Below are 12,694 nucleotides of genomic sequence, written 5' to 3' on the forward strand. Positions count from 1 at the left end.
TCGAATCACTTCAATTTCTCCTTCATCCACTCACACCAGTACAAATCCGTATCTACCTTCATTGTGGCTTTATGTACCAATACATACATGCCGAATGCATCATCACCAATTTCTAATTGATCGAGCGGTTTCTCACTTCCTTGTTGGATCTTATCCATCAGGAGGTTGAATCGCTCTTTTTTCTTCTTATAATATACTTCGCGTACTGCGAGCATCTTCCTCGCCTGCTCTTTATCCACTAAACCGATGCAGTACACCTTAAGGGAAAGCTCATCTCTCGTCACGGGTTCATCCGTTGGCTCAGCAATCCAGCCCCGTAAAGCATCCTTCCCTTGCTCCGTGATGGAGTAGACTTTCTTATCCGGCTTATCCGATTGAGGAACATGTACGAAGGCGACGTGCCCCTTTTGCTCTAATTGTGCTAAGAGTGGGTAGATCTGGCTATGTTTGGCTGACCAAAAAGGCTGAATATGCTGCATAAGCTCATACCCCGAGCGGGAGTTTTTGGTTAAAAGGCTTAATAATCCATATGAAAGGGTATTCAATAGCGTTCCTCCTTTATGTCATTATTGACATATAAACAGTTCGGTAGTATGATGATTTTCATTCAAAATTATAGAGAATACTATCTTTAAGATCAATGATAGAGTGGAGGCATTATTTTGAGTAAGGATGAGTTACAGCAAGTGCGCTTCTGGCCAATTATGATCGCTATCTTCTTCGGATCGTTCGTTTCGATTCTAAGTATGAGTACGATTAATATCGCGATACCGATTCTTAGTGATCATTTCCATACAGATTTGAGCAAAATCCAATGGACGATTACTGGTTTCATGCTCGCAAGTGGTACAATCGCTCCGATTACAGGGTATTTCGGGGAGAAATTCAGCTACAAACGATTATACGCCATTGCGTTGATTGGTTTTACCGTATTTTCACTCCTATGCGCTTTAGCATGGGACGCTTCATCACTGATTGCTTTCCGTATTATTCAAGGGGCTTTCAGCGGTCTGATTATGCCGGCTACCATGACTATTGTGTATCAAGTTATCCCGCGTGATAAGCAACCGATCGCGATTTCACTTTGGTCCTTGTCTGCTATGATGGCGCCAGCAATCGGTCCTACATTGAGCGGTTGGTTATTGCAAAATTGGAGCTGGCACTGGTTGTTCCTCATGAACGTACCTGTCGGTATTGTTGCTATTATTCTCGTTTTCAAATTAATCCCTTATTACCGTCTTTCTGTTCCAAAAAGATTCGATTTAATCGGCTTACTCACTGTCGTTGTCAGCAGTCTTGCGTTGCTCGTTGGTTTCTCGCAAGGCCATGCTTGGGGATGGTCATCAGGTCGTGTTATCGGTTTATTTGCAACAGGATTCCTAGTTCTTCTGCTGTTTATTTGGAGAGAGCTCAAGGCTGATTCACCTTTATTGAACATCCGTGTGTTGAAAAACTCACGTTACACGCTATCTCTCATTATTTCCAGTATTGTTACGATAAGCTTGTACTCAGGTACCTTCCTGACACCGATTTTCTTGCAAAACATTCAGCACGTAACTCCATTGGATACAGGTTTAATTCTATTACCTGCCTCCCTCGTGATGGCACTATGTATGCCAATCGTAGGCAAGCTATATAGCAGTGTCGGGCCTCGTATTCTAATTTTTATCGGTATTTCGTTAATCGCGATTGGTACGCTCACACTCAGTTGGTTAAGTACAGACGTATCACGCGGCTATATTGTTTTCTGGATGATCGTTCGAAACGTCGGGATTGCCTTCGCTACGATGCCTGCAAGTAATGCAGGGATGGAGCAAATTCCGAGAACTCTTTCTGGCCATGCCACATCTATTAATAACTGGGTTCGTAACGTATTCGGATCCTTCGCGATCGCCCTATTCACTTCCGTTTTATCGTCCCAAACCGTAACACATAGCAAGGATCTTGCTACCGGCGGGATGACGGACAAAGTGCAAATTGGTACTCACGCCTTCACGATGAGTGTCAATGACGTATACTTGCTTGCAACATTTATTGTGCTGGTCGCGCTACCGCTCAGCTTGTTCCTTAACAAGCGCTCCCTAGCACCCGACAATCCTTCAGCGTCGGCACCTGCTCCTATTGTAGCAACGCCGAGCCCGAAAGCCTAATGCATGAATAAAGAACCCCAGTCCGATGTGATGACATTCACATTAGGCTGGGGTTTTCGTTTATTCTCAAGCGCGGTAGAAATCGCGCAACAGCTCGTCCATCACACGATTGGTACGTGCGGCTGTTACACCCGTACTAGGACTTTGCCCGATGCCTCGAAGATCATCAACAATCTTCTGAATCAGCGGCTGTTGAACGTGTGGAGGGTTGGGAATCGTCAGTTCTTGAACCTCGCCATCAGCGGTTTCAATGCGCAGATCGCCACTAAACGTAGAGAACGATAGTTTGCCAAGGCTACCCACAATCTCATTCAAATCTAGGCGTGTGAAGGCATTGAAGCTCCATACCCCTGTACCCATCACACCAGATTCAAATGCGTAGCTCGTTGTCACGATATCTTCGACCTTTTGCTTGCCGGTTTGATTGCTTGCGAAGCCTTTAACCTCTCCGATCGGCCCCAACAAATAATCAAGGATATCTAATGCATGGCTTGCCAAGTCCACAAATAGACCGCCACCTGACAGTTCAGGCTGAATGCGCCACGGTTCTAATCCTTCTTCATAATCTCTCATCGGTTGTAGGTACGTTGATTGTACGAAGCGTACCTCACCGATCACTCCACTATCAATCAGACGCTTGATTTCCACGAATTTAGGGAGCCCTCTGCGATAATACGCCACAAATAAAGGTACGCCGGCTTCTTCACAAGCGGAGATCATTTCTTGACACTCTGCGTGATTCCTAGCCATCGGCTTCTCCACGTAGACAGGCTTTCCTGCTTTGGCAGCGAGTAAGGTATATGCATGATGGAATCCTGGCGGCGTTGCAACGTAGACCGCATTTACATCTGGATCGTTGACTAACGCCGCGGCGTCATCGTACCATTTTGCCACACCATGCCGCTTCGCATAATCCTCTGCTAGTGCCCCATTGCGGCGCATAACAGCGACTAGTTCCGAGCCTTCTGCCTTCTGCAGGGCTGGGCCGCTTTTGACCTCCGTCACGTCACCGCAGCCGATAATTCCCCAACGAACCTTTTCCATTCTATTGCCTCCTCTTGAATTGCGTAGTTGGTTAGGTATTCGACATCAGGGTTGTGACCTCCTGTACAGCATTCGTATGCAACATGAACCTATAGGCAAGATCATCCAAAGCGGTCTATTCAAAACCGAACTAATTGGCACTTTTTATGTACCATAGCGACTGCTATACTATTGCTAAAATGCTAAGACAAAGCAGGTGCAGCCATGTATATACCCTCCCATTTTAGAATAGAAGTGCTGTCGGAGATGTATGACCTCATCAAAGCACATAGCTTCGCTACGGTCGTTTCCCATCATCAGGATCGCCCCTTCGCGACGCATATCCCCTTGATGTTGAGTTCAGAAGAGCAGTGCCTATATGGGCATTTCGCTCGATCTAATCCACAGTGGATGGATATCGAGGGGCAGGAGATTTTGGTGATTTTCCAAGGTCCCCACTGCTATATCTCGCCTTCCTGGTATGGAACGCCTGCCGCTGTCCCAACGTGGAATTATACGGCCGTTCATGTGTATGGCAAGATCGAGCTCATTCACGACGATCAAGAAGTTTTACGCGTCTTACGGCAGCTAACAAGCAAGTATGAAGGGGCAGACAGCCGGTATGATTTAGACAGCGTTGATCCTCACTTTATTGCGGGGCTGAGCAAAGGGATACAAGCCTTCCGGCTCTCGATTTCCAGCATCGAAGGCAAGGCCAAGCTCAGCCAGAATCAGCCGGTCGAGCGCCAAGAGCGCATTATTCGAGAATTGGAACTTAAGGGAGATCAGGAGCAGCAGATTGCCGCACTTATGAAAGGAAACCTAGGCGGTTCCTAACACTGTGAATGAACAAAAGGACCGTCCCTAACGTCCTCCCTCGAAAGGGAACGAGGATGTCCTAATTGTTGAATAATAGGCCAAATCATCATGGGAGGGGAACTACAATGCGCTATTTTGCCGAAAAAAGCAATAAATAACGAAAATCGGCCAATTAGCGCATCTACGTTCCCGTTGGATTCGATTTCAGCCGATTTCAACCAAACAAGGCATCTAGGCTCCTCCTGCGCAAACCTATTAACCATTTGATTAACGATGGAAACGGTGGCGGCTACAATATAGTAACGCTCAGAACTTCTCCCGAATTTAAAAAGGTGGTCGGCATACCCCCTGGCCAATATCGCAAAGAAATGAAAAACGAGCAGAGCGACTAAGTAAAGTCGTTCTGCTCGTTTCTATTCACTTTCCCTATGCTATAGGTGAATGCTCCGCAATCAGCTGTTCTTGTATCTGCAACTGCTGCGTTGCAAATTCGCGATACATCTCATGCGATTCGATGAGCTCTTGATGCGTGCCGCGGCCGGTGACGACACCTTTATCGAGGAACACGATCTGATCTGCGTCCACAACCGTGGATAACCGATGGGCAATGACTAGCGTTGTACGTCCTTGCATCAAATTCTGCAGGGCTTGCTGAACGACGACCTCTGACTTGCTGTCCAAACTCGATGTGGCTTCGTCCAACATGAGAATCTTCGGATCGCGCAGCAGCGCTCTGGCAATAGCAATCCGTTGGCGTTGTCCGCCTGACAACTTAATCCCGCGCTCTCCGACTTCCGTATCATACTTCTGCGGAAGTTCTTCAATGAAGCCATCCGCATAGGCCATCTCGGAAGCCCGCTTCAGCGCCTCTTCCGTCACTTCGTGCTGCAAGCCATAACAAATATTATCCCGTATCGTCCCCGCAATGAGCGGACTTTCCTGCGATACATAGCCGATCTGGCTGCGCCAGGAGACAAGCGAGTACTGACCAATCTTTTCTTGGCCTAGCGAGATGTTACCTTCTTGCTGCGAATAAAAACGCTCCAGCAACGAGAACATCGTTGTCTTCCCGCTTCCGCTCGGGCCTACAATCGCGGTAACCTTACCCGATTCCATTGTAAAACTAACATCCTTGAGAACTGATTCGCCTTCTTTATATCCAAACGATACGTTTTCGAAATGCAGGGATTGGGAAGCATCTTTGACTTGTAAACCTGCATGCGGATCCTCCTCTTCATGATCCAACACCTTAAGAATGGTATCCGTTGCGCCCATCGCTTTCTGCGTTTGCGTGAAAAATTGTGTAATCTGCGTTATCGGCATCACAATTTGGAATAAATACAGCATGAAGGCCACTAACTGCCCCGCAGATATCGCACCAGACGCTACACGTGTGCCGCCATAACCGAATAGGACGACGAACATCATCAGCATGACGAACATAATCAGCGGCGACATCAGTGCTTGAATTTTGCCTTCTTTTAGCCCAAATTTGAACAACGTCTGGATCCCTGCACTGCCTTCCTTGTATTCCACAGGCTCTGCATTAGCAGCCTTCACTAAGCGAATTTCTGATAAAACCCGATTCAACACAGACGTGAAGTTGGCTGTTTCGGCTTGCATGCCTTTAGAAATTTTGTACATTTGCATACCTAATGGAAAAAGGATAAGAAAAGCAATCGGGAATATACTGAACATGATAAGTGTCATTTTCCAATCCATATATAAGAGCACAATAATAGACCCGATAATGGAAATGCTGCCTGTAATAAAGCCCGCGGTATGCTCAGCAATGAGCCCTTTAATAATCGCGGTGTCGTTCGTCATCCGAGAGATGGTATCTCCTGTTTGATTGTTGTCATAGTACCGGACTGGCAGCACAAGCAGCTTCTTCCACAAGCGATCTCGAATACCTGCCACTACGCGCTGACCTGAATAGTTAAGAAGATACGTAGCTACACCAGAAGCTACAGCCGATGCGATGAACGCAAGAGCCATCCCGCTAATTTGCCACCAATTTAGGGATGAGATCGAGAAGTTATCAACCACATTTTTCGTGAATAGCGGGATCACCAACGACACCAGTGTGGCAATCACACTTAACCCCAATGCAATACTTAATAAAAGCTTAGGCGGATTCGCACTCATCATCAAGCGGAAGAATCCTCGCCAGTTGCTTTTTTGTTTCGGTTGTTCGTTCTTTGTCTTCATAGCCATCTATCTCTACTCCTTTACCCGATCGGATGTGATTCCGTGTGTACGTTGTTATCTACCAATGGATATGATCATACTCCCCTATTTTAAACAGAATATAAACGGGTTCGAATCGGTCCTCGGGCGGAAAAAGCAGCTCTGGAGGGCGAATTCTCCCCCAATTCACCTCTCGCCCCCGTCTAGCGGGCACAGATGACACTAATCGATCATTGGGCTTGATTCGCATGTTCTAACGGACAACACAGCCGTTATTCTCCTAATTGGGGTGCAATATTGCCTTCAACACGTAAATAGCGGCGCCTGTGTCCGTTTAACAAGGAATCTGTGTGTTTCTCTCGAAATAGCGGCAATCGTGTCCGTTAGAATTGCACAGGAAAAAAGCTCCCTCACGAAAGCCATACGGCTTCTCACAAGGGAGCTCTCATTGTTCTACTTATGTCTCGGTGGCCACCTGCCACATGACTCCGTAACGATCTCGCACACGACCCAGCATCGTGCCCCAAAACATGCGTTCAAACGGCATGATGACATCGCCATCAATTGCTAAACCATCATAAATCGTACGTGCCTCCTCCTCATCCTTGAAGGTGAGTGCTAAATCCATGCCAGTGCCTCGATCATTGGCTTCAATCCCTGCATCAGCCATGAAAAATCGCAAGCCCAGCGCCTGCAATTCCAAATGCATAATCAAGTGCTTCTTCGACTCTTCCATCCCAGGCAGGTCTCCATACGATTGAATGCTGGTGATTTCACCGCCAAACACGCTCACATAAAAGTCAGCCTGCTTTCTCGCATCGGCACTGTAAATATAAGGAGATAAGGTTGCCATCGCTATCACTTCATCCCTTCTGTTCGAGCCCATAGCAATTGATTTTTGCCATGTGTCTTCGCTTCATATAGTAACTTATCCGCCGCGGCGACCAACTCCGACTTACCTTGTCCCCGATCACGGAGTGCGGCACCGAAGCTCATCGTAACTTGAAACGCGTCCTTGCCATGCTCAAATACTTTGGCTCGCAGCTTATCCAAAAATACATGATAAAGCTCCGTCGCCTTATCCTGAGAATCTGTATAAAAAATAATCGCAAACTCCTCACCACCATAGCGAAAGGCACGACCTTGTGAACTTGGGATGGACGTCTCCAATAGGCTGCCGATCTCCCTCAACACCGTATCTCCCGCTTGGTGACCATAACGATCATTAATCTGCTTAAAATAGTCAATATCCCCCATCATCAGCGTAATCGGTTGTTTACTTGAGATAGCTTCTCGCATGTGTTCTTGAAAACTTCGATGGTTATATAGTCCAGTTAAGTAATCCTGTTTCGCTAAATTTTCAAAAATGCCTTTCTCGACAAAATGCTTTCGCTCCCTTGCTACAAGGATGCCCCCAATGAAACCAAACATAAGCAGAAAGGCAAAATTAAAAAAGTGTCGGGGCAAGTCGTCTATCCGAAATCCTCCATCCACCAGATCAACTATGAAGCAATATCCGATGATAATCATCCCCGTCGCCACCATGGATCCACGGAAACTCCAGTATAACGAAGCATGAAGAATAACCAAGTAGGCTATTGGGAGAAGTGGGCTATGTGTGCCATCTGTGAGTGCGATAATGGCGATAAAAGAGAAGTAATCCATAAAGACACCCAATCGCGTCACTGTGCGATAAAAGCCTGAAGCGATAGGAGTAAAATGCAGGGCCACTTCCGTAGTTGCCATATAGAGAATAGCGACTGCCAGCATGCTCCAAAAAAGAGATAGACTCTGCGAGGCGCTATAGTAATAGTTCAAATACACATAAGTTGTAGTAACAAGAAGGAACCAACGTACACAGCTATATGCAATTTCTAAGATATGGTCAGACTTTCTTATTTTCACCATGCTGCAATCACATCCCTACCACATGACATTCTCCCTATTGATTCTATAAATTGTTTCTATGTCCTTCTTATGGGCTCCTTCGCCATTCGTCCGCATTGAGATTAAGTGGTAATTTTATCCTAAAAGTATTTCCTGAATAGTCCCTGGATATGTTACAATGGGAGGCATTATATCAACGTACGGAGGAAGCTATGCTCCCGCGCTACTCTTTTTTCATAAAATTGATGATATTCACAACATTGGTCAGTACGATACCCTTACTGTCACTTGGTATCTACTCTTTCTTCCAATCGACCTCGAAGGTCCAAACCAAAGTGAATGAAGCAAACGTTTTCATTTTGCAGCAGTCCCAAAACCGTGTCGAACAGATTCTTAAAGTCATTGATCAAGTATCCGGGCGCTACGCGGAAACACCATTAGTTGTTAATTCGGTGGCGAAGCGACTGGCAATTGAAGATTTTCAGGACATTGATTTGCTCGTCAAAGGACTGTTGGGTGTACAAACCTACGAGCTAGGCGTTAAAACCGTTGAATTGCACAGTCTTCAGAATGCCTGGTATATCAAAGACGGCGGCTTCTACTTTGGGACGGATAATACCAAGGAAACCAGCAATGTGAACGCCGCTTATAACTCACGTTGGGTGCCGGATGTCGGACCAACTTTCTCTGGCATTAAGCTAGTCAAGAGCATTCCATCTACAGGATCGGAACAAAAGGGCTATTTATCCGTCCATGTGTCCAATTCAGAGCTGGCTAAGTTGTTGACCGGCGGTTTTTCGACGCGCGAGACCATGATTCTAGATGATAAAATGAATGTCATCATCGACAGTAATCCTAATAAGGCGGGTCAAAGCGTTCGCTCCGAGTCTTGGTCACAGGAATTGCTGAATACGGGCAGTATGCAGGGCTATTTCAACAGTACGCTGCAAGGCAAAGACTATAGCGTGATCTATAATCAATCCAGATATAACAACTGGACCTATGTATCCATTATTCCTTTGGAAGAAGCGAAAAGGGAATCTGCCTCAATTGGCTGGGCTACATTAACAGCTTGTCTGCTTCTGCTTCTTTTTACAGCCCTGCTAGCCTATTGGGGTTCCAAACGGATGTCAGTTCCTATACGTAGCCTAGTAGAATTTACAATGCGTCACAGCAAGCCAGCTAACGGCGGAACGGTCGTTAAGGATGAATTACAGTGGGTTGGGACTCAATTCGCATCCCTGCATCAATCCAAGGAACAGCTGGAAGGTCAAATGAAGAGCCAATTCGGCCAGCTTGTTGATTATTTCATGTTAAAACTGTTTCAAGGTGAGATGCATCGCGGAGAGCTGCAGGAAAAAGCAAGTCAGTTTCATATTCCCGTTTGGCGGCGCTATGCCGTCATGGTTTTGCAGATTGATACCTTGGAGCACACGCGCTACAAGCCCGGTGAGCAGGACTTACTCTTGTTTGCGATCAACAATATCGCCTCAGAGCTCATCCCGCATCCCCACCGCATTCATGCCATGCCGATTGGTAACTATCAGGTGACGCTGGTGGGCAGTGAAATGGACAATCATCGGGATTTGCTTAGTCAGTTGAGTGAATTTGCCGAGTCTGTGCAGAAAGCGGCAGCCGATTTTCTGGAGCTTAAAGTCAGCGTCGGGATCAGTCGTCCTTATGAAGCCATAGATGAAACGCCGCAAGCGTTTCTTGAAGCCAAAGAAGCGCTGCAATATCGGATTCGTCTCGGGGAGAAAGCCATTCTGCATCTAGATGACCTGAAGCCGCAGCAAGCGTCCCGTCATTATTATCCGCATCATCTCGTTTCCGAGCTAACACAGGCGATTGCCTTTTTGGAAAAGGACAAGGCTGGCGAGCTGCTCCAGCAGTTCATTCAAGAGGTGCTCCGCGTGGAAACCGATCCTAACCTGTATCGCATCTCCTTCGCGATGCTGTTGACCGATCTAGCTCGTATTGTATATGACATGGGGGATACCGGGGAACTCTTCTCTCATGATGGACGCAATGAATATGAGCAGCTGTTCAGCCTCAAAACGCCGCAAGAAATTGAAGGATGGTTCAAATCACACATCATTCATCCGATGATGGAGCTAGTCCGCAAGCGTCATGAATCGTCTGGCAAAAGCATTTCCCGCTCGGTCATGGATTTGGTCCATGCCTATTATGACAGCGACCTGACACTTGATCAATGTGCCTTACGGATGAATTACAGCACACATTATATTCGCCGCATGTTCCGGAAAGAAACAGGGATGAACTTCAGTGATTATCTAGCAAGCTACCGCCATGACATGGCGATCAGCTGGCTCAGTGGAACTGAAATGAAAATTACAGAAATTGCTGAACGCTTGCAATACACGAATGCGCAAAATTTCATCCGCAACTTTCGAAAGTTGGAGGGCATGACACCTGGTCAGTACAGAGAACTCAAAAAGACTTCGCAATGATCACTCCTTCATACGTATACCTATATAAGTAGATAAGAACCTGGCCACTGCGCCAGGTTTTTTTGTGTTGTCGTGCAGCATGGGATCGATTTCAAATGATTATGACAGAGGTCTCTAATGATTATAAAACGCGGAATTGCACTTGTTTTCGCCTCATCTTGCATCTGGAGCGCTGCTGATTATTGAAGGCAATTCTGGACTTCGATATGCTAACGCTGTCACAACAATCAAGGAGGACGATGACTCGTGGAACTGACTTCCAAACCGTTAAGATCAGATGCGGTTGCTAAGAGCAAGGCACGCCTCAGGTTAAACCGTCTGTTGAAAAACAAATGGCTTTATCTGATGGCGTTACCCGGTATGCTCTACTTCATTATTTTTCGCTACTTTCCAATGTGGGGGCTGTTAATTGCTTTTCAGGATTATCAACCAGCACTAGGGATGCTTCATAGCAAATGGGTGGGTCTAAAGCATTTCGAGCGCTTCTTTTTCGATGCCTCCTTCGCCCTGTTATTTAAGAATACGATTATTATGGCTGTCTATAATTTGGTATTCTTCTTCCCGCTTCCCATTATCTTGGCCCTGTTATTAAACGAAATTCGCCGAGAAGTCTTTAAACGAACGATCCAAACGATTGTGTATATTCCTCATTTTGTATCGTGGGTCGTAGTCGTAGGTATTTCCTACATCTTCTTCACGACAGAAGGCGGCATTGTAAATGATGTGCTGGCCTCCATCGGACTTCCTAAAATCGAATTCCTAATTTCTAGTGAGTGGTTCCGAACGATGATCATTTCGCAGGTCATTTGGAAAGAGACTGGTTGGGGAACCATCATCTTTCTCGCCGCATTAGCAGGTGTTGACCCCCAATTATATGAAGCAGCGAAAATCGATGGGGCTGGCCGTTTTCGGCAGTTGTGGCACATCACGCTTCCAGCCATACGAAGTGTCATCGTGATCCTGTTTATTTTACGATTGGGTTCATTCCTAGATACAGGCTTTGAACAAATCTTCCTCATGCTGAACGCCATGAACCGCGACGTAGGCGAGGTATTTGATACGTATGTCTACAATGTCGGTATTCAGCAGGGGCAATTCAGCTATAGCACAGCAGTCGGCTTATTCAAATCCATTATCGGACTGGTGTTGGTCGTTGGTGCTAACCGAATGGCCAAAAAAATGGGCGAAAGCGGTCTGTATTAAGGAGGGAAATGTGAAAAATGATCAATAAGAGCTTAGGCAGCCGCATCTTTGACGGCTTCAATTATACCTTTTTAACCGTATTCGCCTTAATTACCTTACTTCCGTTCATCTACATTGTGTCCGTCTCGTTCGCAGAGCCGGCAGAGGTGCTCAAACGCGGCTTCATCCTTTTCCCAACCTCTTTCTCATTGGAAGGGTATCGCTATATTTTCTCCACACACATCATCGTCAACAGCTTATTCGTTACCATCGGGATCACGGTTGTCGGGACGTTCATTAATCTGTTGTTCACCACACTGCTTGCCTATCCGCTATCTAGACAGGATTTCGCCGGCAGAAAGCTCTTCATGATGATGATCGTTTTCACCATGCTGTTCCACGGCGGTATTCTACCCACATTTCTGGTTGTCAAATCGCTTGGGATGCTCAATAGCTACTGGTCCCTACTCATCCCGAATGCGATCAGCGCATTCAATTTGATCGTCGTCGTTAGCTTTTTTAGACAACTACCTGAAGGACTGGAGGAAGCGGCGAAGATTGACGGCTGCAGTGATGTAGGACTGCTCTTTCGCATCGTTTTACCCTTATCAGCACCGGTTCTGGCTACTTTCGCCTTATTCTATTCCGTTGGACACTGGAACACCTTTTTCAACGCCATTATGTACATCAACGATTCCAAAATGTGGCCCATCCAGGTCTGGCTAAGGCAAATCGTCATCCTTTCACAAGGCGGAATCGGTGACTCTACGCAGTTCGATCAGAACTACATCGCACCTCCGTCCCAAATTATTAAAATGGCGGTCATTGTCATTTCCACGGTGCCTATTTTGATCGTGTATCCCTTTCTGCAAAAACATTTTGCCAAAGGTGTCATGCTCGGTTCTGTGAAAGGTTGAAAAGGCTCCCGAGAGCTATTGTGATTGGGATGCATTCATATACAATAAGAATATG

The 12,694-nt window shown here is 46.3% G+C and carries 10 protein-coding genes; 5 read left to right on the top strand and 5 right to left on the bottom strand.

The annotated features are described in order from the left end of the window. Window positions 1-5 precede the first annotated feature (5 nt). Complete coding sequence (locus ASL11_RS28495; RefSeq protein WP_056622311.1) at window positions 6-545, bottom strand: PadR family transcriptional regulator; 540 nt, start codon at window positions 543-545, stop codon at window positions 6-8. Between the two features lie 117 nt (window positions 546-662). Here ASL11_RS28495 and ASL11_RS28500 point away from each other — a divergent pair, with 117 nt between their 5' ends. Next, entirely contained in the window at window positions 663-2,150 is a 1,488-nt protein-coding gene (locus ASL11_RS28500; RefSeq protein WP_235550605.1) for an MDR family MFS transporter, read from the top strand. Window positions 2,151-2,216: 66 nt separating this feature from the next. On the opposite strand, the gene ASL11_RS28505 is transcribed toward ASL11_RS28500, so the two are convergent. Further along, window positions 2,217-3,194 (bottom strand): Gfo/Idh/MocA family protein, encoded by a 978-nt coding sequence (locus tag ASL11_RS28505; RefSeq protein WP_056622313.1) that lies wholly within the window; start codon window positions 3,192-3,194, stop codon window positions 2,217-2,219. A gap of 204 nt (window positions 3,195-3,398) precedes the next feature. Between ASL11_RS28505 and ASL11_RS28510 the strand changes: the two genes are divergently transcribed. After that, the gene (locus ASL11_RS28510; protein ID WP_056622314.1) at window positions 3,399-4,010 is read left to right on the top strand and encodes an FMN-binding negative transcriptional regulator; all 612 of its coding nucleotides are present in this window, start codon (window positions 3,399-3,401) and stop codon (window positions 4,008-4,010) included. A 408-nt stretch (window positions 4,011-4,418) separates the two neighbouring features. On the opposite strand, the gene ASL11_RS28515 is transcribed toward ASL11_RS28510, so the two are convergent. From ASL11_RS28515 to ASL11_RS28525, 3 genes are all read right to left on the bottom strand, one after another. Beyond that, a complete protein-coding gene (locus ASL11_RS28515) occupies window positions 4,419-6,203 on the bottom strand; it encodes an ABC transporter ATP-binding protein (RefSeq protein ID WP_056622792.1) in 1,785 nt (594 codons plus the stop codon). 436 nt (window positions 6,204-6,639) lie between these two features. Then, window positions 6,640-7,035 carry a VOC family protein gene (locus ASL11_RS28520; RefSeq protein WP_056622795.1) on the bottom strand — a complete coding sequence of 132 codons (396 nt, stop codon included), beginning with the start codon at window positions 7,033-7,035 and terminating at the stop codon, window positions 6,640-6,642. 5 nt (window positions 7,036-7,040) lie between these two features. Further along, on the bottom strand, window positions 7,041-8,090 hold the full coding sequence (locus tag ASL11_RS28525) for a GGDEF domain-containing protein (protein WP_056622316.1): 1,050 nt from the start codon (window positions 8,088-8,090) through the stop codon (window positions 7,041-7,043). A gap of 191 nt (window positions 8,091-8,281) precedes the next feature. Here ASL11_RS28525 and ASL11_RS28530 point away from each other — a divergent pair, with 191 nt between their 5' ends. The 3 genes from ASL11_RS28530 (at window position 8,282) to ASL11_RS28540 (ending at window position 12,639) form a co-directional block, all read left to right on the top strand. Further along, a complete protein-coding gene (locus tag ASL11_RS28530) occupies window positions 8,282-10,540 on the top strand; it encodes a helix-turn-helix domain-containing protein (protein ID WP_056622318.1) in 2,259 nt (752 codons plus the stop codon). Between the two features lie 246 nt (window positions 10,541-10,786). Further along, entirely contained in the window at window positions 10,787-11,743 is a 957-nt protein-coding gene (locus ASL11_RS28535) for an ABC transporter permease (RefSeq protein ID WP_436240294.1), read from the top strand. A 17-nt stretch (window positions 11,744-11,760) separates the two neighbouring features. Then, window positions 11,761-12,639: a carbohydrate ABC transporter permease gene (locus tag ASL11_RS28540; RefSeq protein WP_056622320.1), complete on the top strand. Its 879-nt coding sequence runs from the start codon at window positions 11,761-11,763 to the stop codon at window positions 12,637-12,639. The last annotated feature ends 55 nt before the right edge of the window (window positions 12,640-12,694 follow it).

The organism is Paenibacillus sp. Soil750, from assembly GCF_001428045.1.
Lineage (GTDB): Bacteria > Bacillota > Bacilli > Paenibacillales > NBRC-103111 > Paenibacillus_E > Paenibacillus_E allorhizoplanae.

What these genes read in the sequence shown, in the direction of transcription:
- ASL11_RS28530 (WP_056622318.1), top strand. Translation starts at nt 8,282, where the DNA reads ATGCTCCCGCGCTACTCTTTTTTCATAAAATTGATGATATTCACAACA.
- ASL11_RS28525 (WP_056622316.1), bottom strand. Translation starts at nt 8,090, where the DNA reads ATGGTGAAAATAAGAAAGTCTGACCATATCTTAGAAATTGCATATAGC.
- ASL11_RS28540 (WP_056622320.1), top strand. Translation starts at nt 11,761, where the DNA reads ATGATCAATAAGAGCTTAGGCAGCCGCATCTTTGACGGCTTCAATTAT.
- ASL11_RS28510 (WP_056622314.1), top strand. Translation starts at nt 3,399, where the DNA reads ATGTATATACCCTCCCATTTTAGAATAGAAGTGCTGTCGGAGATGTAT.
- ASL11_RS28515 (WP_056622792.1), bottom strand. Translation starts at nt 6,203, where the DNA reads ATGAAGACAAAGAACGAACAACCGAAACAAAAAAGCAACTGGCGAGGA.
- ASL11_RS28520 (WP_056622795.1), bottom strand. Translation starts at nt 7,035, where the DNA reads ATGGCAACCTTATCTCCTTATATTTACAGTGCCGATGCGAGAAAGCAG.
- ASL11_RS28505 (WP_056622313.1), bottom strand. Translation starts at nt 3,194, where the DNA reads ATGGAAAAGGTTCGTTGGGGAATTATCGGCTGCGGTGACGTGACGGAG.